The 26,126-nt window shown below is 41.7% G+C and carries 17 protein-coding genes; 7 read left to right on the top strand and 10 right to left on the bottom strand.

Annotation, left to right across the window (positions count from 1 at the left end):
• Positions 1-135: 135 nt before the first annotated feature.
• The 10 genes from miaE to LG003_RS08570 all read right to left on the bottom strand — a co-directional run bounded on the left by miaE (position 136) and on the right by LG003_RS08570 (position 16,033).
• Entirely contained in the window at positions 136-897 is a 762-nt protein-coding gene (miaE, locus tag LG003_RS08525; protein ID WP_262980532.1) for a tRNA isopentenyl-2-thiomethyl-A-37 hydroxylase MiaE, read from the bottom strand.
• A 4-nt stretch (positions 898-901) separates the two neighbouring features.
• Complete coding sequence (gene mutS, locus LG003_RS08530) at positions 902-3,457, bottom strand: DNA mismatch repair protein MutS (protein WP_262980533.1); 2,556 nt, start codon at positions 3,455-3,457, stop codon at positions 902-904.
• A 545-nt stretch (positions 3,458-4,002) separates the two neighbouring features.
• Complete coding sequence (locus LG003_RS08535; protein WP_262980534.1) at positions 4,003-4,458, bottom strand: type II toxin-antitoxin system PemK/MazF family toxin; 456 nt, start codon at positions 4,456-4,458, stop codon at positions 4,003-4,005.
• 801 nt (positions 4,459-5,259) lie between these two features.
• Positions 5,260-6,390, bottom strand: a complete 1,131-nt coding sequence (locus LG003_RS08540) for a hypothetical protein (RefSeq protein ID WP_262980535.1) — start codon at positions 6,388-6,390, stop codon at positions 5,260-5,262.
• A gap of 644 nt (positions 6,391-7,034) precedes the next feature.
• The gene (locus tag LG003_RS08545; RefSeq protein WP_262980536.1) at positions 7,035-8,150 is read right to left on the bottom strand and encodes a DUF346 domain-containing protein; all 1,116 of its coding nucleotides are present in this window, start codon (positions 8,148-8,150) and stop codon (positions 7,035-7,037) included.
• Between the two features lie 469 nt (positions 8,151-8,619).
• Positions 8,620-9,738 (bottom strand): hypothetical protein, encoded by a 1,119-nt coding sequence (locus LG003_RS08550; protein ID WP_262980537.1) that lies wholly within the window; start codon positions 9,736-9,738, stop codon positions 8,620-8,622.
• 457 nt (positions 9,739-10,195) lie between these two features.
• Positions 10,196-11,323 (bottom strand): hypothetical protein, encoded by a 1,128-nt coding sequence (locus LG003_RS08555; RefSeq protein ID WP_262980538.1) that lies wholly within the window; start codon positions 11,321-11,323, stop codon positions 10,196-10,198.
• Positions 11,324-11,836: 513 nt separating this feature from the next.
• A complete protein-coding gene (locus LG003_RS08560) occupies positions 11,837-14,440 on the bottom strand; it encodes a TonB-dependent receptor (protein WP_262980539.1) in 2,604 nt (867 codons plus the stop codon).
• Positions 14,441-14,504: 64 nt separating this feature from the next.
• A complete protein-coding gene (locus LG003_RS08565; protein ID WP_112877109.1) occupies positions 14,505-15,545 on the bottom strand; it encodes a FecR domain-containing protein in 1,041 nt (346 codons plus the stop codon).
• Complete coding sequence (locus LG003_RS08570; protein ID WP_112877108.1) at positions 15,524-16,033, bottom strand: sigma-70 family RNA polymerase sigma factor; 510 nt, start codon at positions 16,031-16,033, stop codon at positions 15,524-15,526. The genes LG003_RS08565 and LG003_RS08570 overlap by 22 nt, the downstream gene beginning before the upstream one ends.
• A 719-nt stretch (positions 16,034-16,752) precedes the next feature.
• Here LG003_RS08570 and LG003_RS08575 point away from each other — a divergent pair.
• The 7 genes from LG003_RS08575 (at position 16,753) to cas7e (ending at position 26,118) form a co-directional block, all read left to right on the top strand.
• Entirely contained in the window at positions 16,753-17,784 is a 1,032-nt protein-coding gene (locus LG003_RS08575; RefSeq protein WP_112877107.1) for a hypothetical protein, read from the top strand.
• Positions 17,785-18,415: 631 nt separating this feature from the next.
• Positions 18,416-18,970 (top strand): dihydrofolate reductase family protein, encoded by a 555-nt coding sequence (locus LG003_RS08580; RefSeq protein ID WP_112877106.1) that lies wholly within the window; start codon positions 18,416-18,418, stop codon positions 18,968-18,970.
• Positions 18,971-19,352: 382 nt separating this feature from the next.
• On the top strand, positions 19,353-19,625 hold the full coding sequence (locus LG003_RS08585; RefSeq protein WP_240000735.1) for a hypothetical protein: 273 nt from the start codon (positions 19,353-19,355) through the stop codon (positions 19,623-19,625).
• 520 nt (positions 19,626-20,145) lie between these two features.
• On the top strand, positions 20,146-22,863 hold the full coding sequence (cas3, locus tag LG003_RS08590) for a CRISPR-associated helicase Cas3' (RefSeq protein ID WP_112877105.1): 2,718 nt from the start codon (positions 20,146-20,148) through the stop codon (positions 22,861-22,863).
• A gap of 14 nt (positions 22,864-22,877) precedes the next feature.
• Positions 22,878-24,482, top strand: a complete 1,605-nt coding sequence (casA, locus tag LG003_RS08595) for a type I-E CRISPR-associated protein Cse1/CasA (protein ID WP_262980540.1) — start codon at positions 22,878-22,880, stop codon at positions 24,480-24,482.
• Positions 24,482-25,063, top strand: a complete 582-nt coding sequence (gene casB, locus LG003_RS08600) for a type I-E CRISPR-associated protein Cse2/CasB (RefSeq protein ID WP_112877103.1) — start codon at positions 24,482-24,484, stop codon at positions 25,061-25,063. The genes casA and casB overlap by 1 nt, the downstream gene beginning before the upstream one ends.
• A gap of 20 nt (positions 25,064-25,083) precedes the next feature.
• Positions 25,084-26,118 carry a type I-E CRISPR-associated protein Cas7/Cse4/CasC gene (cas7e, locus tag LG003_RS08605; RefSeq protein WP_112877102.1) on the top strand — a complete coding sequence of 345 codons (1,035 nt, stop codon included), beginning with the start codon at positions 25,084-25,086 and terminating at the stop codon, positions 26,116-26,118.
• Positions 26,119-26,126 lie beyond the last annotated feature (8 nt).

Below are 26,126 nucleotides of genomic sequence, written 5' to 3' on the forward strand. Positions count from 1 at the left end.
GTTATACCCGTTATCTTTCAAGTTGCTTCTTTTTTGTTGGCTGTACTCGCTCACCCCGGTCACATAGTTCGCTATGCTCCCAGGGATTCACTCCCTTGCCGTCGCGATGCATCTTGAAATCCATAGGGTATATATTCAGATTACAGGGATGCCACTGTGGAATTTAAAATCGCTATCTGGATTTTGAATCAATTTAGCTTCAACTTGGCCAAAATAGTTTACCCGTTCGGTAATATCTTCATTAGCAATAGATTGCGCTAGTGAAAGATAGTCTTGGTAGTGACGTGCTTCAGAGCGAAGTAGGGAGATATAAAATTTACTCAGATCTTCATCCAAATGAGGGGCCAATTTGGCGAAACGTTCACAAGAACGCGCCTCAATATAAGCGCCGATAATCAGCTTATCGACCAATGTATAAGGTTCATGGTTGATGATATGGCTAAGCATGCCTTTAGCATAACGGCTGGCAGTGATGTTTTCATAGCTGATATCGCGTGCGTTCATGATTTCTAGCACTTGATAGAAGTGATGTAACTCTTCTTTAATCAGCAGTACCATTTTATCAATCAGATCCTGGCTATAAGGTGAATTAGCTTTGGCGGTGATCTGTTTGGTTGCTTGGTTTTGGCCTCTTAGTGAGTTGAGATCGCCAATTTTCTTGTAAGCAAAATCTTCATAAGGTTTAAACCATGCCAGAAGTGTATCTTCACTTCGCTGATCTACGGCATACTTGCGGATCAAAAACATAGCGCTCTGTGCTGCTTTCAGTTCGCATAATAGATGATCCCGTAAAAGCACAGGTAAATTTTCAGGCTGTTTTGCTCTATCTACCCACAAATCCGGGGTTTCACATTGCAAAAAATGGTATATCGGTTGTAAGAGGCTTTTGTCAAACATGTTCTTACACCATATCTTTTAGCCGATAAATCCATTCCAATGCTTGACGCGGAGTCAGTGAGTCTGGATTGAGATTTTCCAATGCTTCAATCGCCGGTGATGTCTCTTCTGTTAGTAGTGCAAGTTGTGGTGTATCGACATGACTTGCTGTTGCATGGTTGGATAGCGATTCCAGCTCTTTAAGTTTCTGGCGAGCTCGTTTAATCACTTCACGTGGAACGCCAGCGAGAGAAGCAACTGCTAACCCGTAACTCTTACTGGCTGCACCCTCTTGCACGCTGTGCATAAATGCGATGGTATCTCCATGCTCTACCGCATCGAGATGAATATTAACCACGCCTTCAAGTTTTTCCGGCAACGTGGTCAGCTCAAAATAGTGAGTAGCAAACAGAGTCATTGCTTTAATGCGGTTTGCCAGATTTTCTGCACATGCCCATGCTAGAGAAAGGCCATCGTAGGTTGATGTCCCTCTGCCAATCTCATCCATCAATACCAAACTTTGTTCTGTCGCATTGTGCAAGATATTGGCGGTTTCGGTCATTTCCACCATGAAGGTTGAACGGCCGGATGCCAGATCATCGGAGGCACCTACACGGGTGAATATACGATCAACCGGGCCGATGACCGCTTTTTCAGCTGGTACAAAGCTACCGATATAGGCCAGAAGTGTAATAAGTGCCGCCTGACGCATATAGGTACTTTTACCGCCCATATTTGGACCGGTAATAATCAGCAGACGCCGCTGTGAAGATAAAGAGAGTGGGTTTGAGATAAATGGTTCACTCAGAACTTGCTCAACAACCGGATGACGACCACCGGTGATTTGAATTCCCGGTTTATCGCTCAATGTTGGGCAAACATAATTCAGGGTTTCAGCGCGTTCTGCCAGATTTGCCAATACATCAAGTTTAGCCAGTGCTTCGGCGCTGGTTTGTAATTTGGCCAAATGAGGCAGCAGCAGATCGAATAATTCTTCGTAAAGCGCTTTCTCTATTGCCAGAGATTTCCCTTTAGAGGTCAGAACCTTATCTTCATATTCTTTTAGCTCGGGGATGATATAACGCTCAGCATTTTTCAGTGTCTGGCGGCGGACATAGTGAATTGGCACCAGATGGCTCTGCCCTCGGCTGACTTGAATATAGTAGCCATGAACACCATTAAAGCCGACTTTCAGAGTATCAAGACCCAGCTTTTCTCGTTCACGGATTTCCAGTTGTTCCAGATAGTTACTGGCGCCATCAGCCAGTGTGCGCCACTCATCCAGTTCACTGTTATAACCCGGAGCGATTACGCCACCATCCCGAACTAATACCGGAGGTGTTTCTACAATCGCTTTTTTAAGCAATTCCTGTAATTCATCAAACCTGCCGATATTTTTCTGCAATTGCTTGATATAAGGGGAATCTGAGGAGTCCATAACTTGATGGATATCCGGTAATTGCTGGAATGCATGACGCATTCTTGCCAGATCCCTTGGCCGAGCAGAGCGTAGAGCCAAGCGTGCTAGCACACGTTCGAGATCACCTATCTGTAGCAAAAATGGCTGCAACTCCAAGCCAATTTCCTGCAAGGTAGCAATAGCTTGTTGGCGATTTTCTAATATCTGGCGGTCCCTGACAGGCGCATGCAACCAGCGTTTCAACATTCGGCTACCCATTGGGGTAACACACAGATCAAGAACAGAAGCGAGAGTATTATCTGTACTGCCAGACAGATTTTGTGTCAGTTCCAGATTACGACGGGTTGCGGCATCCATAATAACCGTATCTTGCTGACGTTCCATCGTAATGCCACGGATATGCGGCAGCGCCGTGCGTTGAGTATCTTTGACATATTGCAACAGGCAACCCGCGGCACGCAGAGCAAGTGCTGCTTTTTCCACACCAAAACCGACGAGATCACGGGTACCAAATTGCAGGTTCAATTGCTGTTTTGCGGTATCCAGCTCAAATTCCCATAAAGGGCGGCGGCGCAGGCCATGAAAATTTTCAATCAGCGCCATATGCTCAAAACTTTCAGGATAGAGTAATTCGACAGGACGGCTACGTTGCAATTCAGCGGCTATCGTTTCCAGCTCTGCCATTTCAGATATTTGGAAGCGGCCAGATGTCACGTCTAGTGTGGCATAACCAAATCCTTGATTATCGTGCCAAATAGCCGCCAGCAGATTATCTTGCCGTTCCTGTAATAACGCTTCATCTGTCACGGTACCTGGAGTAACGATGCGAACGACTTTACGTTCAACCGGGCCTTTGCTGGTGGCAGGATCGCCAATTTGCTCACAGATAGCGACTGATTCACCTAATTGAACCAGCTTAGCTAAATAGTTTTCTACTGCATGATGTGGCACGCCTGCCATAGGGATAGGATTGCCGGCGGATTGACCTCGTTTGGTCAGGGAAATATCCAGCAATTTTGCAGCCTTTTTGGCATCGTCATAAAACAGCTCATAGAAATCTCCCATTCTATAAAACAGCAGGATATCAGGATGCTGTGCTTTAAGACGGAGATATTGTTGCATCATGGGCGTGTGGGTGTCGAAGGTTTCTGTATTAATCATGCAGTGGTCTTAGTTAAGTTTGTGAATCAATTCTTTCGTTATGGTATCGCACCAAGCTTTAAACTTACACAAGTAAAATCTGGAAGCAATTCGCAAATTTAGCTGTAATTTTGGTCTGGTTAAATTGGCTTTGTGTGGAAGATGATAAAGCTGCGTTGCTGAAGTGGTTGAAAGAATTTTCCAATGTTGACTAGTTTTTGCTTTCTAATGCTATAGCCGTAATTGCCTTGTTGGTAAAGAATTTCCTCGGTGATGATAGTGAGATTGTTGAGTTCGGTATTGATGTCGCCGCCGCCAGTATGACCAATGTAAAATCTGAGCAAGTGTCTCATTAGTTTTTGTCATCAACTTTGCCAGCAGCCTAAGCTTTTATGTACTAAACGCTTTTTTATGGAAATTCTTTGTTGAAGTTATGGAATGCTAAAACGGCAGAAGCCTAGCAATTCAATTAGCTAGGCTTCGCAGGTCCCTTAAAGGGGATAAATATTTTGGGCCTCTATGGGCAACAGCTATATTGTCAGCGATCTTACTGGAAAAATCAAGTATCATGATTTCGATAACAATTGACTTGCATTTATGGATTTAATTATTGCTAATTGAATTTTAGTGACAATTTCTCTGGGTAAAATTTGATTTAAATAACCTCTATCAGTTCTTGGCCTTTGTAGCCGTTGCCGGCTGACTTGTTGCACAAGATCCGCTTTTGCCCAACGTGTTATTTGTTCAAAATATTTCATATTTTCAATAACGTTTTTATCAATTACAACGTGCATTCCACGTTGTAATTTATTTTGATCACATTTGCTTGATATAGGAACAACTATACAGGCATTTCCATCTATTTTACCGTTTATAATAACAACAAACCGATTTTTTACCATTTCAGGTGGTATATGACCATCATAGAAATTAGTTATTATTTTTCCTTCTTTATTTTTTGGGTAATTCCCATAGTCACATTCCAATATTTCACCCACTTTGGGACTGAAATTTATAGGCATTTGGTATTCCTCTATGTAAGGTGATAAATTCTACTATGACTTAATGATTTTTACTAAGGGCTTATTTCAATAGGATTATATAATGGAAATCAACCATTCTCATTGATGTAAAATAAAAACGGTTGATTACTACAAATTGTGATGTATATCATATTTTAAATATGGATGAAATTTGCTGTATTTGTTAGTAGTACTATTACAGCCGTAAAAATCCGAAATCCGTGTTTTTTTGATGTCCGTGACGCAGAAAAATAGCATGGTTTGCAGCTTTCCTATGAGCGTTTCTTCTGTTGAAAAAAGGAAATATGGCTGTAGTATTCTAGAGAAAGTGCTGACTGAGTGGCTGGATTAGTTTGTAACTCGTAATATACATTCATTATAAGAGTCACTATATATTGATTTATACCCTATGGATTTCAAAATGCATCGAGACGGCAAGGGAGTGAATCCCCGGGAGCATAGCAAACTATGTGACCGGGGTGAGCGAGTGCAGCCAACAAAGAGGCAACTTGAAAGATAACGGGTATATAAGCCATTGCGGTTGAATGATGAAGATTAAGTGAGACAGTAATGACGGATGAATTAATCAGTTGTAGATGTGTAGGTTAAAATATATTTTTTGCTACTTTTACAAAAATAATCGTTAAATGCTCGAATATTGATGATAAAAAAGTCCTGATACAGAATTTGGGTACAGCCCCACTATCCTCCTATCTGGCCCGGTGAATCGCAATGGATATTTTCCTTTTGCACCGGGCCAGCAGCTCATGATTATCTCGTGTGAAGCCAGCTTTTTTCTGATTACTTGATCACTGAAGCATCGATCAAGGTGATACCACCGATGAGAGCCCAGGTGGTCCACGATGATGTGGTTGATGAAGTTGTTTGCCAGAGGTGCCAGAGCGCTTTGTCAAGGCCAAGCACAAAGACCTCGATCCGACCGTCTGAATTCTTCGCTACCGTTGGGGCACTGGCGATAATACCTGTAAATGAGCTCCAGTTAGACCACGGGCCGTTATGGGAAGTTTGCCTGGTGCGCCAGAGCGTGTTATCAGCGCCGCGAGCAAAGACCTCAAGCTGGCCAGAGATATTCTTCACCGCCGCTGGGGCGCTAGTGATCACACCATCCAAACATTGCCAGTTTGACCATGAAACGGAATCGGAGCTTATCTGTGAAATGTGCCGGAGTGTGCTATCGGCACCGCGAGCAAAGACTTCGAGCCGACCATCGCAGTTGTCGATGACCACTGGGTCGCTAGTGATTACACTTTTTAGTGACTGCCAATTTGACCATTGATCAGTGTGAGCAGCCGTTTGCCAAATGTGCCAAAGGGCATTATCGGCACCGCGAGCAAAGACTTCAATCCGACCATCGGCGTTGAGATGTGCAGCCGGGTTACTCGTGAGCGTGCCGCCCAGAGATTTCCAGTTTGACCACGAATTGGTATGGGCTGCGGTTTGCCAGATGTGCCATAGCGCGTTATCCGTGCCGCGAGCAAAGACTTCAAGTCGGCCGTCAGAGTTGAGACATACCTCAGGGTTGCTGGTTATACCTCCATACAGCGGCTGCCAGCTTGACCAAGTATTGGTATCAGCGGCGGTCTGCCAGTTGTGCCAGAGTGCATTATCCGTACCACGTACGAATACTTCCAATCGACCGTCCGAATTACGATGAACGGCAGGTTTGCTGGTTACTACTCCGTTAAACTTGTTCCAGCCGGCCCAAGAGGAGTTTGGGAGCGGTGCTGTTTGCCAATTGTGCCACACTGCGCTGTCAGTGCTTACACCGAAAACCTCAAGTCGATTATCGGCATTGTTTGCTACTGAGACAATTCCAGATAACGCTATCGCAGAGTTCTCGATTTCTACCTCACCTGCAACATATGCTTCGGTATTATCTGGATTTGGCATTTTAATAGGTTCTTTTTTCATATGTATATTCTCTTTAAAAATAATTTTTCGGATTCATAAAATAATCATTTAATGAGAGAGGTATTCTGATTTATATATTGATTTTTTGACTAGTCTCCTATGTGATTTTATTAATAAAATAAAGGGTAGATGTTTTTGTTTTGTTAGTTATTGACTTGTAAAATGTTAATTAAATATAGTCTCACATTATGTGATTACATATTGTTTTGCACGAAATTATTTAAGTGGAATAAATTTAAAATAAACTGTTTTTCATTTTAAAGTCCCCGCTGTTTTCTATTTTAAATATATTTGTTTAATGTTTTTTTAAATATTTTATTGAATCATTATTAAAGCACAAAATTCATAATCTGGCTATTGAGAAACGTAGATCCTGATTTAATCATGTACCTAAAAGAGGTTATTCTGTTTGAAGTTGTTTTCCAGGCATATTCGACTAATAGTCTGTTTCAGATAGACAAAATATCTCCTTGTCATCAACGATAATATGCCAACTCGAATCGATGCCAGGTTTGTGTATCGAATATGAGATTTTTACCGGCAAATTAGGTACCACTGGCCCGATGAAGCACAGTGAATATTTTCCTTAACGTATCGGGCCAGAAGGTGACGTTCGTCTTGTGCAAAGCTGGATTCATTCCAGATTATTTGATTGCTGAAGCGTCGATTAAGCTGCCTTTGAGGGATACCCAAGCGGACCACGATGATGTGGCTTGCCAGATGTTCCAGAGTGCGTTATCGGTGCCACGCGCAAAAACTTCAAGCCGACCATCGGCGTCTTCCACTGCCGTTGGCGCGCTGGTGATCGTGCCATTTAACGTGGCCCAGTTAGACCACGGACCGGAATGGGAAACCGTTTGCCAGATGTGGTAGAGCGCGTTATTGGTGCCGCGTGCAAAAACTTCAAGCCGGCCATCGGAGTTCTTCACCACCGCAGGAGCACTGGTGATCACGCCATTCAACGAAGCCCAGTTGGACCACGGGCCGCCATGGGGAATGGTTTGCCAGATGTGGTAGAGTGCGTTATTGGAGCCGCGCGCAAAGACTTCAAGCCGGCCATCAGCGGTGCCGATGACGACAGGATCGCTAGTGATTATACCACCGAGTGAATCCCAACCTGACCACTGATTGGAATCAGGAGCGGTTTGCCAGATGTGCCAGAGTGCGTTATCGGTACCACGCGCAAAGACTTCAAGCCGGCCGTCGGAGTTGATATGAACCGCCGGGTTGCTGGTGATCACGCCGTTCAAAGATTGCCAGCTCGACCACGGACCGGAATGAGCGGCAGTTTGTGAGATGTGCCAAAGTGCATTATCGGTGCCGCGTGCAAAGACGTCGAGCCGGCCATCGGTGTTGACATATACCGCGGGGTTACTAGTAATTGTACCCCCTAAAGATTGCCAGTTTGACCAACCGGCATTGGCGGCGGTTTGCCAGATATGCCAGAGCGCATTATCGGTGCCGCGTGCGAATACCTCTAGCCGACCGTCTGTATTGATATAAACGACAGGTTTGCTGGTTACGTTTCCGCTAAGTGAGATCCAGCCGGACCAGGAAGAGCCTGAGTGTGGTGCCGTTTGTCTGTTGTGCCACACGGCATTGTCAGTGCCCACACCAAAAACTTCGAGCCGTCCATCGGAGGTGTTTACTACTGAGACAATTTCAGACAACGCGATTGGTGCGTTTTCGATTTCTATCTCATTTGCAGCAAGTGACTCGGCATTATCTGGCTTTGGTATATTAATAGGTTCTTCTTGCATATATATCCTCGTTAAAAATAATTCTTTAGATTCACTAAATAGTCATTTAATAAGCAAGATGTTTAATTCTGTGAATCAATATTCTCACTTTTACTCTTTATTCTTTGAAGAAATAATTAATGCTTTATTTGATGTTGATTGATGGTCCGTGAAGTATTAAGTGGGTGAGATGCTACATTATAAAACCTAGTGTGTTTATATATATTTTTACATACTGTCATTCAAAAATAATAAATTATAAATAAATTATTTCTCTGTTTTAAGGTTTCATTTTACTTATATTTGAAAAATATATTTTTATCATAAATAACGGGAGCGAACTTGAGCGAATACCCGGTTTGTGTGTCGAATATTGGGTTAATTTCAGCAAATAAGGTACTACTGGCCCGATGCAGTACTGTGAATGTTCTCCTTTAATGCATCAAGCCAGAAAGTTATGCGTGTCTTGTGTGAAGCTAATCTTTCCAGATTATTTAATGGCTGAAATGTCGATTAAGTTGCCGCCGAGGGATGCCCAGCTAGACCATGACGATGATGTAGTTTGCTGAATATGCCAGAGAGCGTTATCGGAACCGCGTGCAAAAACCTCAAGCCGGCCATCGGCATTCTTCGCCACCGCAGGAGCACTGGTAATCACACCAGACAATGAGGCCCACTCAGACCATGCACCAGATGCTGCCGTTTGCCAGATATGCCAGAGAGCGTTATCGGGGCCACGCGCAAAGACCTCAAGCCGACCGTCGGCGTTGATGTGTACCGCAGGGTCGCTGGTGATGACACCAGACAGTGAGCGCCAGTTTGTCCAACCAGCATTAGGAGCAACTTGCCAGATATGCCAGAGAGCATTATCGGAGCCGCGTGCAAAAACCTCAAGCCGACCATCAGCGTTGGCGATCACTACTGGATTGCTCGTTATCACGCCGCTCAGTGACTGCCAGTTTGTCCAGGGATAGGCATGAGAAGTCGTTTGCTTGATGTACCAGAGAGAGTAATCGTTGCTGCGCGCAAAGACCTCAAGCAGACCACTGGCGTTGATATATACCGCGGGATCACTGGTAAGCACGCCATTTAGTGACTGCCAATTAGACCACGGACCGGCATGGGGAGCGGTTTGCCAGATGCGCCAGAGAGTGTTATCGGAACTGCGTGCAAAGACCTCAAGTCGGCCATCGGAGTTGACATATACCACTGGGTTGCTGGTGATCTGACCACCTAAAGATTGCCAGCCTGACCAACCGGCGCTGGGTGCGGTCTGCCAATTATGCCATAGCGCATTATCTGTGCCACGCACGAATACTTCCAATCTGCCGTCTGAGTTAATGTGAACGGCGGGTTTGCTAGTTGCTATTCCAGTTAGCGAGTGCCAGCCGGACCAGGAAGATCCGGTGTTTGGTCCCGTTTGCCAGTTGTGCCATACAGCATTGTCGGTGCCTATACCGAAAACCTCAAGTCGACCATCCGCGTTGTTTGCCGCCGAGATAATTCCGGGTAACGCCGTCCAAGAAATTTCATGGGATGTTTCTATTTCTTTTGCGACAGATAACTTGGTATTATCTGGAGTTGATGTATTAATAGATTCTTTTTTCATAATATATATCCTCTTTAAGCAATATATTTAATATTTACATTAATATTCTTGCTTGTGTTTTTTTATTAGGGAAAGACATGATGAATATTTTTATTTGATGATGATTTCTGATCTGTGAAATATTGGGTAAATGTGATGTTACATTATAAAATCCCATACGTTTATATATATTTTTACATACAGCGATTCAAAAATAATAAATTATAAATGAATTGTTTTGCTGTTTTAAAGTTTCACTGTTCTTGTGTTTGAAAATATATCTTTGTCATGGCTATTTTAATTTTATTCAAAGCATCTGATAACCAATCGATTATTCTGTTAGAGATTGCTTTCCAGACATATTCAATTAAGAATCTATTTTGGGTACTACTGGCCCGATGCAGCGCAGTGAATGTTCTCTTTAATGCATTGGGCCAGAAAATGACGTATGTATTGTGCGAATCTAGCTCCTTTCAGATTATTTTATAGCTGAGGCGTCGATTAAGGTTCCCCCTAGGGATGTCCAATTAGACCACTGATTGGAATGGGGGACAGTTTGCCAAATGTGGTGGAGTCCATTACCGTTATCGCGCACAAAAACATCAAGTCGGCCATCAGCGTTCTTCGTGACATCTGGGGCGCTGGTGAGTCCGCCACTCAATAAGGCCCAGCCTGACCATGAACCGGAATGAGTGTCAGTTTGCCAGATGTGGTAGAGTGAAAGTTCTTTGTTGGAGCCGCGTGCAAAGACTTCAAGCCGACCATCGGAATTCTTCACCACCGCTGGGGCGCTGGTGATCACGCCACTCAATGAAGCCCAGTTAGACCACTGACTAGAATGGGGAGCTGTTTGCCAGATATGGTACAGTGCGTTATCGGCACCACGCACAAAGACTTCGAATCGACCGTCAATGGTGCGGATGACCATTGGATCACTCGTGATGGTGCCGCCTAATGACTGCCAACTTGACCAATAACCGGTATGGGGAGCAGTTTGCCAGATATGCCAGAGAGCGCTATCGGCACCGCGGGCAAAGACCTCAAGCCGACCATCGGAATTGATATGGACTGCCGGGTTGCTGGTGATCACGTGACCTAGAGAATACCAGTTCGACCACGGATTGGAGTGGGGAGCGGTTTGCCAGATATGCCAAAGTGTGTTGTCGGCCCCACGAGCAAAGACCTCAAGCCGACCATCGGCGTTGATATATACCGCAGGGTTACTGGTGAGCGCTCCTCCTAAAGATTGCCAGCCTGACCAACCGGCGTTGGGTGCGGTTTGCCAGTTATGCCATAACGCGTTATCTGAGCCACGCACAAATACTTCTAATCGACCGTCTGAATTGAGATAAGCGGCAGGTTTGCTGGTCACACTTCCACCGAGTGAGCTCCAGCCGGTCCAGGAATCTCCTGTGTGTGTTGTCTGCGCATTACGCCACACTGCGTTGTCAGTACCCACACCGAAAACCTCGATCCGACCATCAGAGGTGTTCGTTACTGAGACAATTCCAGATACCGCGATGGTAGGGTTTTCGATTTCTACTTTGTCCGTAACAGATAACTCAGTATTATCTGGATTTGATGTTTTAATCGGCTCTTTTTTCATATGTATATCCTTGTTAAAAATAATTTTTTAGATTAACCAAATAGTCATTTAATAATTAATGTCTTAATTCTTTAAAATTAATCTTTTCATTTATGTTCTTATTTCTTCTTAAAAAATAATGAATAATTTTTTATTTGAAGTTAACTTATGATAATTAAGTTATCGATAAGATATGATTGTATATTATAAATCTCTATAGGCTGATATATATTTTTACATACAATCATTTAAAAACAATTAATTACATGTAAACTATTTCATTATTTTAAAGTTTCATTTAATTTCTATTTTAAATATACTTTTAAAGTTGTTTTAATTTCATTAAAAATATCTGATGGCATATTATATTTATGTGAAAGTTTAAACCAGTGCCGAGCTTTAATTTTGGAGGTTGTATTAACTCCAGAGAAATAAGAGAAAATAATGTATATTGATATGTTGCTTTCACCCTAATTACGTTCTTTTGCCAGAAAGTGGCATATCATGGATATGCCACCAGTTTAACGAATGAATTTAAAAATAAGTTGTGATACCGGCACGAAACGTTCTTCCCGGTGAAGGGATATAACCGAGGCTAAGAGGCTGGATATAATATTTGTCGAACACATTATCCACACCAAACTCAAATTCGACATGCTTATTTATGCGAGCAGTCAGAGAGATATCGGCCACAGTTGCAGGCCGCCAGATAATGGGCGCCAACAGAGGAGCAGAACCGCGTCCTGGTTTTCCTGCTGGCACAGATCGTTGACCATAATGGGAAATTCTGGCGTTGGCAGATACATTGTCATTTAAGAATCGCTGTGTCAGATCGAGTGATACCGCATATTTAGGAGGAATGTGATTAGTCGCATAATCTGAAGGGAGGCTACGTGCGATGCACCCGTCATTTTCCGTACAGAATTTGACTTTTGTGTAGTAATTCATCGATAAACGCGCATCAAAGTGATCACCATGGTAAACACTCGCCAATTCCAATCCGGCAAATTTTGCTTCTTTAATATTACTGATGTACATACTCCAGTAATCATCCATCCATGAGCGGCTGATATAGTCCTTTATCCGATTATCAAAGTAGGACATTGCGATATCGAAGCTATCATTTTGAGCAATAACATTCTGGAAGCGTGATGTCAGCCCGACTTCGATATTTTTTGAAATTTCAGGTTTTATATGGTCGTCAACACTCATCATATAGCCACGAATACCTTCAACCATTGATGGAAAACGTGGGGCATAGGTATATTTGGCATGTAATGCTGTTTCATGATTAAGTTCAAGCTTAGTGCCTACCCAATAGCCGTGAGCGTGATCTCGCTTGTTGTTTATTTTCCCAGAGGTGAGCTGTGGTAACCAAGAGCTACCCGGACGAGCTGGACTGTCATCTTCGATCTGGTAGGATTTAAAATCCCATCCGCCCATTAGGGTCAGACGGTCGGCAAGCATATAGTTCCCGTTTAGGAAAAAACGGCCTTCTTTACGCTCTCCTTCCCGATTAACGGCATATTTCCATTTACCTGCGCTTGGGCCTGTGCGTTCACGAATAAAGCTGGTGCCGTAGTTTAACTCAATATCTTGCATTGAAAGCTCAAATAATGAGGTGTTACTCAAATTCATCCCTACTGTACGCATGAATTTTTTATCACCGAGGGTATTATTTGCGGTTCGAGGGCGATCGTTAACCCGTGTTTGCCATACTCCGATATCCAAATTAATCCAGGGATTTGACCCAGGTTCCCATTTATAGTTGAGGCTGTGTCTGTTCATGTTGAGTCGTGTCAGTGGCCCCTGTTCCAAGATCATAAATGTTTGGCTTAGGTTTGCCATATCCGCAACATAGGATTCTCCGTAGAGATTTTGGTAATGGCTAATGATAGCGGAGATTTCATGGCCATCGCCAAAACGAACTTTTCCTTTACCCAGTAATGACTGGCTATCTTCAGAAGTGTTAGGTACGGCATCTCCCATTGCGTACAGCGAATAACCGGCCATTTGTTCACTGAATTGTGGAATGCGGCAATCTTGTGGATCACTCTCACACAAATAGCCTGGCATGCCACGTTCCTTAGCACCCGGTCCGTGTTTGCCAGAGTGGTAATTACCTCGCTTGCGCTGAGAAGCGCCAAACAGCAATTCATAGGAAGGTTCGGCTATCGCGAAAACAATACTCCCGTTGCGATTCTTTGCGTCGAAAAGAGAGGTTTTTGATGGGGAAGCCCAATCATTGCGTTGATAATCGTCAGGATTGGAGTGATTGTTCAACAGACTTCCTTTCAGGCGCACTCCTACCTTTTGTCCATCGAGGAGGATATCACTGGCTTCAATGGTTTTTATCTCCACCGTTCCCCCAATGGCACCCATACCGCCTTTTCCTGTCGGGCCTTTACTAATATCTACCCGGCCGATGAAATCGGGATCAATAAAGGAACGGTTGGAGACACCTTGATAGCCGCGGTATAGCGCGGTCTGGTTAGATGCACCATCAACGGTAGTTAGGACTCGGCCTTGTCCTTGCAAGCCCCGGATATTCACATCCAGGCTGCCTGAACTGCGTGCTTCGCCGGATAATACCCCCGGTGTTGTTTTGAAAATATCAACGGGGTGGATCACGCCGAATTTTTCAATATCTTTGCCTTTGATGGTAGTACTGTCGAATCGCAATGGTTCATTACCTGAATACCCGCGATTGCCTGCTACCGTAAGGGGGTTTAGTACGATTACACCCTTGTTGGTCATATTCTTTGTCATTTTTACCAGCGTATAACTGCCATCGGTATGTTGGGACAGTTGTAAATGGCTGCCTGTGAGCAGTTGTACTAAACCTTGATGAGCACTGAAACTGCCGTTTAATGACGGTGCTGTTAGCCCGTTGGTTAAATTTGGATCGAAAGAGAGCGCCGTACCGGTTTGCGCCGCAAAGTGGGACAAAGAATTACCTAATGAACCTGGCGGAATATGAACAGAATAGAGTGTATCTGCTGGTGTGGTAGCGTAAAGGGGGCGTGCCGGTAGCAGTATTAATGGCAATAACAGTGTGGCTAAAGACTTTTTCTGCCAACGTGGTTGTGAATCTCGGCAGTCAACATGATATGGCATAGTAAATTCTTGATATGACATAGTAAGTTCTCCATAACTTTTTAAACTTCTTTTATTTCTATGCCGTATGAGATTGAAAAAAGTGTCAGTAAAAATGATTATTTTTATTAACTGGGTGAGGTGAGTAGAGGATAATCCAATAGCGGGTCAGGCTGCGCATTGAGAGCGGATAAGTTTGTAATAGCATATGCAGCGCCAGATCCGTATCCCGTATGGGAAAAGCACCAGAAACCCGCAGATTAGCGACTGCATCATCACAACGGATGACACCGGAACGATAGCGATTCAGCTCAGTAACCACTGCTGCCAGCGGCAAGTTATCAGCTACCATCATGCCCTGTAACCAGCTTAGGGATGCTGTTGAACGGGGATGTTGTGGGGCAACGGCAAATTGAGTGAAATGAGTTGCCTCTCCGGCATGCAATATGTGTGGCAAACCGTTATCTGGCGTAATGCGAACCGCTCCTTCTACTATTTCCACCTGAGTGTGTGAGGCTTGTTGGCGGACGCTGAATTTTGTGCCCAATGCCACAATAACGCCTTGCTTAGTTTGTACCTTAAATGGGCGAGCCGGATAGCGACTATCTTTATAAGTTTCGATATAGATTTCCCCTAGCTTTAGACCAATAAGCCGTTGGGTATCGTCATAATGAACATCTGTTGAGCTTTGAGTATTTAAAGTCACTTGACTGTTATCCGGTAATGACCAGCACTGAATTTGCCCGGTTGCAGTGTGATAATCGCCGGTGAGAAGCTGAAATTGCTCAGAGTGCCAGAAGAGCGATGATGCGCCAGCCGGTATTAACAACATGAGTGTAAGCTTTCTGATGGCTTCTCGACGAGAAAGGGGCTGTTTGTTGTTTAACAGAGGTGAGGCGATATGCGGTGGTAAATGGTGTAACCGTGCTAACAGACATTGTGCCCGTTCCCAGGCTTGAGCATGTTCTGGACTTTGTGCACACCAGGCAGCGCAGGCATTCCGATCAGCTTCGCTGGCATGACTATCATGCAAAACGGTCAACCATTCTGCGGCTTCGGCAAGTATCGTTTCAGAAGGTGTACTTGATGAAGAAGATGTGTCGGTGGAAGCCATACCAATCCCTCTTATGCCATCGCTATCAGACATTGATAAAAGCCTTGTTTCATATAACGTTTTACTGTGGACAGCGAAATATTCATCTGATTTGCAATATCTTCATACTTCATCCCTTCTATCTGGGAAAGTAAAAAGACAGTTTGCACTGGCGCGGGGAGTTGACTAAGCATAATGTCAATTTCCTGAAGTGTTTCGAGGATGATAAGTTTTTGCTCTGGTGCGGGAATAAGCGGTTCAGGCAGACTGACGAGTAAGTCCAGATAAGATTGTTCAAGTGAGCGGCGGCGATACCAGTTAACCATCAACCCCTTGGCAATAGTGACGATGTAGGCACGAGGTTCATTGAGTGGTTGTGGTAAAGGTGAACGAAGTAACTTAACAAAAGTATCTTGGGTCAGGTCTGCGGCAGTTTCATCGCAGTTAAGACGATGCTTAAGCCAACGAAATAGCCAATCATGATTGTGGATGTACATGCACTGGATCTGTTGAGTGTCAGAAACATTAACGGTCATTTTCATGTTATGCTATCAATGTAAATGCAAATCATTATCATTTTTGTATGTTACAGGTAATTGCTTTCCGTTACCAATAACTTTCCGTTACCAATAAATAGTGGATGCGAAGCGGCTGATCAAATGCATTTTTATTTACTATAAAGCAAATTAATGAATTAATTTGTAGTTTTGATTGTGATTGACAGGGATAAATTATAAGTGCCTTAAACAGAGATCGAGAATTTAAACTAAACATTCCTTTATAGTGCTATAGAATATGAGTAGTACTTCAAGGCAATTAAGATGATGATTAAGGCGTTAATAACGTATATTTTAAGGTTAAATCAATGGAGAAACTGATTCTTATTTATGGCCTAATTGATTTGATCTCTTGTTCATCCTCTATTGAGTTTTACTGTTAGTAGAGTGTTTAAGGTGTTGAGAATATCTGAATTGTTATTTTTTTAATAGTTTCAAATTGAATTTAATATTAAAAATATTTTCACAAGGGAAAATTTTAAATCATTTTAGATTTAGGGGTAAGGTAATATGATGTTGGGGTTATTGATGAGTGCCTAATATATCATGTAATTATCTTTTAATATTGATTAATGTAGGAGGTTGGAATAATAAATTTGACGTTCAAAAATAGCAAAATTCAGATATATAGCTATAATAGATGATTATATATACGATCATTACAGTGGTTAATATATTAAAAGCTTAAATGAACGAGGGATAAGATGGAAGGTACTTTAATTATTTGTATTGATTCGATTCTGAGATTTCGTTCAGATTACGATACGACAATAGCTGTACCGATGTTATCAGTCCAGGAACAGTTAGGGAAAAATGATCCGTTATTTTTCCTGAAATATTTCAGAAATAAGGTCCTAATAGAAAAAGGAGTGACAATATCAAATATATTTCTCGCGATAGAACCGTGGCAGGCTATGCTAAGCACTTGGTTGGAAATTGATATTGCTGCTTATATTGCAGAGATTAGAAAGCCTTCGCAAGAAGAACCGATATTTGATTGGATCAGTATTCAAAGAATCACATCGGTTCATCGGGTATATCAGCGAAAAGATATGAAAGATAATGAAAAACTGTCTGAATATTTTAATCGTGAACATACGCCAACAAAATATTTTAATATTGAATCAGTTTGTATGGCATCGGGTTATAGAAAAGGCGATAAAGAACATTACAGTATCAGTGAATATATCCATGAAATTAAAAATATCCCAGTTATTGCCAGTGACAGACAAATATTAATTGGCTATGATGATAATAATACGGATATTTTGAATAATAAATGTTTTGGTATATATGATAATAGAAATATCAAATATATACAGGGAACAACCTCGTTTGCGTTTTATGAATTGATGGAAGCTATTTTTAATGATGGTTTATTCTACAATTCACCACAAACAGCTTGCCATAGCTTAGAGATGATAAAGGAGATGTTAGAAATTATAGATCGCGGAAATATGAATCACGAAAAGGATAATAAAGGGTGTATTAATCAACAAGAAAATAATAGTAGAAATATTAATGGAGGTAATGATGATGGAGAATTAAATGTTGAATTTTATGATAGTGCTTTTGATCCACTGATAGAGCATATAGAAACAGAGAGGGAGTATTGGAATTATATAAAATTATTATGTCATTCGCATGGTCATTTGCCAGTAAGAATTGGCACGATTAATGAAGCTAAAGTTCCTGAATATCGCTTCTATAACAATATTATAGATGATGAAAGTTAGCTTTTATGGATGAGCTATGTTTCATCATCAAGTGTTAAAGTGCTAATAGATATTATCTTTTTGTATCTGGTCTTATTTTATTGGCTAAGTTGTTTGTTTTACTTTTTATTTTAATTTCTTGGGTTTTTCATATCTGTAACTAAGTGATATTGAATGATGGAATTTAGGTTTTAGGGTATGGAAGCAATGTTTTAGTGTTTTACTTTTTCATGTATTGTGTTGGAGAAAATATGAAGTAACGGAAGTGAATATGTGTGGTAATATATATCTTATAAAGTATAATTTCTTAGAAAATACGCGTTATCTTTTGACGGAAGTTTGAAAATATTTTAACTATACCCTATGGATTTCAAGTTGCAGCGCGGCGGCAAGTGAACGCATCCCCAGGAGCATAGATAACTATGTGACTGGGGTAAGTGAAAGCAGCCAACAAAGCAGCAATTTGAAGGATGAAGGGTATATACCCTATGGATTTCAAGATGGATCGCGACGGCAAGGGAGCGAATCCCCGGGAGCATAGATAACGATGTGACCGGGGTGAGTGAGTGCAGCCAACAACTTGAAAGATAACGGGTATATCATCAATCCGGGTGTATAGCGTTTTAACATCGTGTTTAATAGGAAGGTAATAATGCCGAAATTAATTTATTACGTCGCTGCGACAATAGATGGTTATATTGCTAATAAAAACAATGAACTGGATTGGTTGTATGAGTTTATGCTTGGGGATGATGCAACACCTTATGATGATTTTTATCGAGGTATTGGTGCTGTGATTATGGGAGCAAAAACATACGAATGGATAATGACAAATTCACCGGATGATTGGCCATACAAAAATGTTCCCGCCTTTATTCTTTCTCATAGGGCGCTGTCAACGCCTGAAGGGTTGAATATCACCATAACCAATGAAACAGTAAGAGCTATTGCTGCCAGAGCGAAGAAAGAGGCTAATGGTAAAGATGTCTGGTTAGTTGGGGGAGGTAAAACCGCTGCATATTTTGCTGAGGCTGGTGAATTACAACAAATATTCTTAACCACGATTCCGGTATTTTTAGGTGAGGGCGTTGAGGTTCTTCCTGTAAGTGAAAAAGTACATGTCATACCTAAGACGCAACGTTTCTTACGTAGCGGCGCTATTGAAAGTTTGCTGGATATAGTTGGTGCAATCTTACTCCGTAAATAAGATTACTGCCGTCATGTTCATTTGTCCTGTTTTCAGCTAAACAGGTTTAACGCTACAGTCAGATGTATTGCCCACATTAATCGCGCCATATTGATGGCATAAAAGTGGCGCGATTATCTGAATTGCACCATAATCGTGCCAGTATTCTTACTGGGGATGATCCACTTACCGTATTTACAGCCTTATTGCTGATGTAAATAAGCGAACTTCCCGCCTGGCAGCTAATTTTCCGTTGATTCGTTCAAATCTATGTCCGTTAACTTTTGTCGATATACCGGAAGAGGCATATAGCCGTGCAATGCTTGGTATTTATGAAATGACCTGAGTTGAATTACTACGGGATCTTTATCTATGGGCTTATGAGCGTTCTGCCCGAGAATATTTGGCTGTCACGCAGGGAATCACCACACCAGATCCGTTAAGATTACAATATCGAAATGTGATTAAGCAGATCGTTTATCGGGTAGTTGCCACGCCGGAGACGGATTCAATTGACGTTATAGATAAATTAATTTCCGATGAATTAAGCCAATCTGAGCGTGACACGTTAAAGGCATTGGTTATTGAAGAACTACGGCGATTATATGAAGGTGTGTTGGCAAGGTATGGCCTCCGACCTCCACAATTTGAAAAATGGAAGCGAAAACACCGATAGTCTTTGTATTCACGCTATTGAATTGCCGCATGGTCATAAAAAATTTCTGGATTAATTACATCATTATCTTAGATAAGCTATTAATTAGCTCTTTTGTTATGCCGTCGCATCAGAGCTTAAATTTATACAGATAAGGATTAAAAGCGATTTGTGGAATAATTGTAATTGACATCGCTAAACACCCATCAGTACTTTCATCTCACCTTGGCCTGACATCATATACGCAGGGTTATCAGTGTAAATGAACCTTTGGTAAAACGGGTACATACCTTAAAATATAATTATCTTTATTTATCAGATAGATGAATATAGGTTGGCTACCCAGTCAAACTGCGCCTTGCACTACGATGTCACTTTAATTCTGGCTTATGCTCAGAAGTAGGACAAAAATTCATCTGTTTAGGTAGTGAGTTTTTATACAGAATTATCCTAAAAAAACAGAAACTAGTATTTTTCTGATCTAAATTTTCGCATTATGTTCTAAAAATAGGTAAAAGAGATGTTTAAGTAAGGATTTTAGATGGAAATGCCGATTTATTTTCAATACTGGGGTAAGGCGAAGCGAGTCTTAGAGATTGATAGTGCAGATTATCATCTACTTCCTTACCATTGTTTAGATGTTGCTGCGGTAGGAATGCAGTTGCTCTCTTTAGAAAGGTCGCTAACTAGAGATCTTGCTAACTTTTTAGCGTTATCTACGCAGCAGTTACGAAGCATGGTCTCTTTTATATTGGCTTTGCACGATATTGGTAAATTTGCATCTGCTTTTCAAAAATTACTTCCCGGTTTGGCAGTAGGTCTGCATCGACCAGATTGCCCTAAAGAGTATGATGGCCGTTATTTTTGTCATGATCGTATAGGATTGTATTTCTGGGAAAATATCAAAACGGGGTTACTTAATAGACTTGTTAATATTGAAGGCGCTGAACAAAGAGAACAGCGAGAGATGTTTGATACCTTAATGGTATTCATTGATTGTGTATTAGGGCATCACGGCCGGCCAATTGAGAAAACAGGCTATAAAGCGATTAAACATTTTACTGAACCTCATAATTTTAATGCTGCCAAACTCTTTGCACATCATTTGGTTGAATTATTTCAACCTGAGTTTCCCATTGAAAAATTACAATCCAAAGAGTGGCGACGGCAATTAGAACAAGTGAGTTGGCAGTTTGCTGGTATTGCAATATTGGCGGATTGGATTGGTTCTGATAGCCATTATTTTACTTATCAATCTAAACCTATGCCGTTAACAGATTATTGGAAACATGCTCAAGCAATGGCAAAAAAAGCGGTTATGGCGATAAATTTAGGTAGAACGCCGGTAATCAAACCGTTTATTTCCATTCAGAAATATTACGGTTTTGCTGCAACACCATTGCAACAGTGGGCCGAATCAATACCTGTAGATGATTCTCCTCAGTTGTTTATTTTAGAAGATGTTACTGGAGCTGGTAAAACAGAAGCGGCTCTTGCTCTTACACACCGTTTGATGCAGGCAAAAGCCGCTGATGGTTTTTATTTCGGTTTGCCTACAATGGCGTCTTCTAATGCAATATTTAGCCGGATTGCTAAACATTACCAGCAAATGTTCTCGATAGAGGATGACGGTAAACCAAATATCGTTTTAGCTCATGGTACGTGGGGGATGAATAATCAATTTCGTGAACCCGTTTTAGCGTTAGGTCACCCAGATAGAAACGATGGTAAAACAGATATCGCTGCTTCAGCGCAGTGTAATCAATGGCTAGCTGACCCACGTAAGCAGGCGTTGTTAGCGCCTGCCGGAATCGGAGCGATTGATCAGGCTTTATTGGCTGTATTACCAAGGCGCTATCAATCATTAAGATTATTTGGGCTTAATCGTAAAGTATTAATCGTTGATGAGGTTCATGCGGCTGATGAATTTATGTTTAATTTACTGGAAAATTTATTAGCGCTGCATCTTTATCAGGGTGGTTCAGCTGTTTTATTGACAGCAACATTGACCTTTAAACAGCGTCAACGTTTAACGGATATTTGGCTAAATGTTGGCGGATTGAGTTCTCAATTATTGCAAAAAACCGATTTTCCTTTAGCAACCAAAATAAGTTTAAATGCCACATTGCCCGTTATTGAACAACCGTTATCAAGCCGAAAAGATGTTAGCCGGGAAGTCAAAGTTGATTTCTTAAATAGCTTTGGCAGTTGTGTTGAAAAGGTATTAGCCGCCATTGTACAAGGGCAATGTGTCGTTTGGATACGAAATACAGTAGATGATGCTATTGAGGCTTATCAGACACTGCGAAGTTTACTTACTGAACCTGAGCGTTGTCTGTTATTTCATAGCCAGTTTATATTGCAACACCGAAAAGAGATTGAAGATCGTGTATTGACTATTTTTGATAAAAATAGTCATGGTGAATTGCGGCGGGGCAAAGCATTAATTACCACACAGATATTCCAGGAGAGTTTAGATACTGATGCCGATGTCATGATTTCAGATATTTGTCCTATTGATGATCTTATTCAGCGAGCTGGGCGTTTGCATCGCCATACTCGCGATAGTGATGGTATTTATCGGTGGGGTATTAAAGATTCACGCCCTGCACCAATATTGTGTATCTATGCGCCTGAATGGAGGGAGCAACCTGGATCAGATTGGCTAAGCCATAATTTTCGTAACACACAATATGTTTATCGCTCGCCTGCGCGTTTGTGGTTAACCATGCGCGTGTTGAGAAAACTGGGTGCTATACGTATGCCTGCGGAAACGCGTCAATTAATTGACGCGGTTTATGGTCATGCTTATGAGCAAACGCTTGAAGTGTTGAAACATCAAGAGAATGAATTAATTGATGAGGAGCGAAGTCAGGCAGCTAAAGCTAAGTCTTATTGGTTACAGTGGCAATTATATGGTTATTGTGATCGAAGTGCTGATAATTGGTATGAGGATGATTCAGATATTAATGCTCGCTACAGTGATATTGAAACCGTTGAGGTATTATTACTGAAAAAAGGTGATTCAGGACAACTTGTACCTTGGGTAAATTCAGACGAATTTTCAGTGTCACTGAGTACGATTAAATTATCCAGAAATAAGTATGCGGATAAATTAGCCCCAATTCCAACAGAATTAATACCTGCTCTCAATGCATTGCAGCAGAGATATTACCAAATTAGATATTTGCAACCTTGGTTGCCAGATCAAGATCCGAATTTTACTTATTCTTCAACAATAGGTTTTTGTGAAAGATAAAAGCAGGAGGTGTTATGAACTTAGTTCAGGACCCGTGGTTGCCCTTTCGGTTACGTGATGGCAGTGAAAAAGTACTGCCCATTAATGCGATATGTGATCATGATGTTATGGACTTTGCTTTACCGCGAGCTGATTTTCAAGGAGCAGCTTGCCAATTTGCCATTGGTTTATTACAAACCGTTTTTGCGCCGGAAGATAAATATCAATGGCATGCTCTGTATGAAATATCACCTGATAAGAAGGTATTACAACAAACTTTTAATAAAGTGATACATGCTTTTAATGTTACCGGTATAGGGCCTCTTTTTATGCAGGATTTCGATCCGCTGCAAACAGTAAAATCAACCACTGTAGCTGGATTGTTAATTGAAGCACCGGGAGCGAATGGTTTAAGACTTAATACGGATCATTTCATTAAACGTGGCATCGGAGATGTGATGTCTCTTGAAATGGCAACTTTGGCACTGTTTACCTTACAAATTAATGCACCGTCAGGAGGGGTGGGACATCGAGTAGGATTACGAGGTGGGGGACCATTAACCACGTTAGTGGTGCCGCAACAAACGGATGCCACATTATGGCAAAAACTGTGGTTAAACGTTATTAGTCGAAGTGAATGGCATTATTCGGAACCTGATTTAACCAGTGCTCAGGTTTTTCCTTGGTTAGCGCCAACAAAAGTGAGTGTTAATGAAGGGACAGAAATTCATGCTACGGATGTACATCCCTTACATATGTATTGGGCAATGCCGAGACGTATACGTCTTGTAGTGGAAAAGGGTGAGAATATTTGCAAAATTTCAGGTAAATATTCTGAGTTCACTGTCTCTGAATATCGGACACAAAACTATGGCGGCAATTATACCGGTAATTGGACCCATCCGTTAACGCCCTATAAATGGGATACTAAAAAACCAACACAACCCTTATCTATTAAAGGCCAGCCGGGAGGGGTGACATATAAAATTTGGGATGCTTTAGTATTTACCAGCCATGAGAGAGGACAGCGTTGTGCGCCGGTTGTGAGTCATTTTTATTCTTTATGTGGTCATTTTGCTGAACTCCGAAGGGCAATGCCTCGTCTGTGGGTATTTGGCTACGATATGGATAATATGAAAGCACGTTGTTGGTATTCTGTCACTGTGCCGTTGTTTTTTGTCTTACTTGAACAACAGGAAAAGATTCTATATCAAGTCAAAGAGCTGCAAAAACTGGCAATCAATATGATTTGGCTATGTCGGAATCAAATAAAAGCGGCTTGGTTTGAAAAGCCCATTGATGTGAAAGGAGACACTTCCTTTATTGACCTGACTTTTTGGCAACAAAGTGAATCCCTATTCTTTTCTGTGGTGCATCAACTTATCAATAATGCAAATTCCGATGTGCCGTTTCTGACACCAGAACAGGCCAAACATTGGCTCAATACCTTGCGTTATCTCTGTAGAGATTTATTTGATGAATATGTTGCTTTATCTGAATTAGGTAATGAGCGTTCAATGGCGAAACGTATGAAAGCGCGTCAGCAGTTAATTATCGGGTTATATGGACAAAAAGCGTTAAAAGAGATCAAAACATTTATCACTAATCATCATATTCACTCCGGGAAAGAGGAGGTGTAATGGACAGTAAGAGTGAAATCATATTATTGCATTGGTGGCAAAGTATGTTTATGTCACCAAAACAGCTAAAAGAGAAAGGTATTATTCCAGCGCCTTCTACTTATAGAGCCCAGTTAAAACGCTGTGAAAGTGTTGAGATGGCCATGTTAACTGAAGGCTTTCGGGCTTTATGGCTCAGCTTACCTGATGAAATTAGCTTATCAGATAATCCGGCAAAATTGGAATATTGGGCCACGATGGCGGTGGCATTAGTTTATGTTAAAAACAACAGTGATATCAAATTGGCGGTAGCGGCGGGTAAGAAAGGAGGAGGAAATAAACCGGTGGTCAGTGAATTAAGATTTTCACAATTACAAAATGCTAAAACACCGAATGAATTATTACGTCGATTACGTCGGGTTTTGCAGCAAATCAAAGGCAATATTTCTGTTTTGGCTTTAGCGCGGGATATTGAGGAGTGGTTTGCTGAATATGGACAATTACAGCCATGTAAGGCGGATAGGCGTATCAAAGTGAGGTGGGTTATGGATTATTACCGTGCTGCTAGTGGTAAATCAGTTGATTTATCGGATTTTTATTAATTGAGTTTAGGATGATTATTATGAGTCAGTTTATTCAATTACACCTATTAACTTCCTATGCGCCATCTAATCTGAATCGTGATGATTTAGGCCGGCCTAAGACAGCGAAAATGGGCGGTTTTGAACGTTTACGCGTGAGTTCTCAAAGTTTAAAACGTCACTGGCGTACTTCTGAATTGTTTGAACAGGTGCTATCAGAGAATATGGGTATTCGCACCAAGCGACTTGGTATCAAGGTGTTTGAAACGTTGATCAATGCTGGCGTGAACGAAAAATCTGCTAGAGCATTGGCTACGACTATTGCTGGTGTTTTTGGAAAAACGAAAAAAGATGCTTTAGAAATTGAACAATTGGCACATATCAGCCCGGAAGAGCAACAATCTGTCATGTCGTTGATTGCGGTGCTGACGGAAGAAAACCGGACACCAACGGCTGAAGAGCTTAATTTATTAAAAACTAAGCAAACCGCGGTGGATATTGCTTTGTTTGGTCGGATGTTAGCTTCAAGTCCGGCATTTAACGTCGAGGCTGCCTGTCAGGTCGCTCATGCTATTAGTGTACATAGTGTGGTTATTGAAGATGATTATTTTACAGCGGTGGATGATTTAAATGATGGTAAGGAAGATACGGGGTCGGCCCATATAGGGGAATTGGGTTTTGCCGCCGCGCTGTTTTACAGTTATATCTGCATTAATAAAACGCAATTAATAAAAAATTTGGATGGTGATGAAGCCCTTGCTAATAAAGCGATTAAAGCATTAACAGAAGCCGCTGTGAAAATATCGCCTACGGGTAAACAAAATAGTTTTGCTTCTCGTGCTTATGCCAGTTTTGCTCTCGCTGAGAAAGGCGAGCAACAACCTCGTTCTTTATCTGTTGCATTTTTAAAGCCCATTAACGACAGCGACCAAGGTTCATCGGCAATTGATGCATTAGAAAGCCAAATGCGCAATATTGATCTGGTTTACGGTATTTGTGCCGATGCCCGCTATAAATTCAACACATTCACAGGGGAAGGAACTTTGACCGAGCTGCTTGAATTTGTTGCACAGTAATGGGGGCA

It is taken from the genome of Photorhabdus kleinii, from assembly GCF_025384885.1.
Lineage (GTDB): Bacteria > Pseudomonadota > Gammaproteobacteria > Enterobacterales > Enterobacteriaceae > Photorhabdus > Photorhabdus kayaii.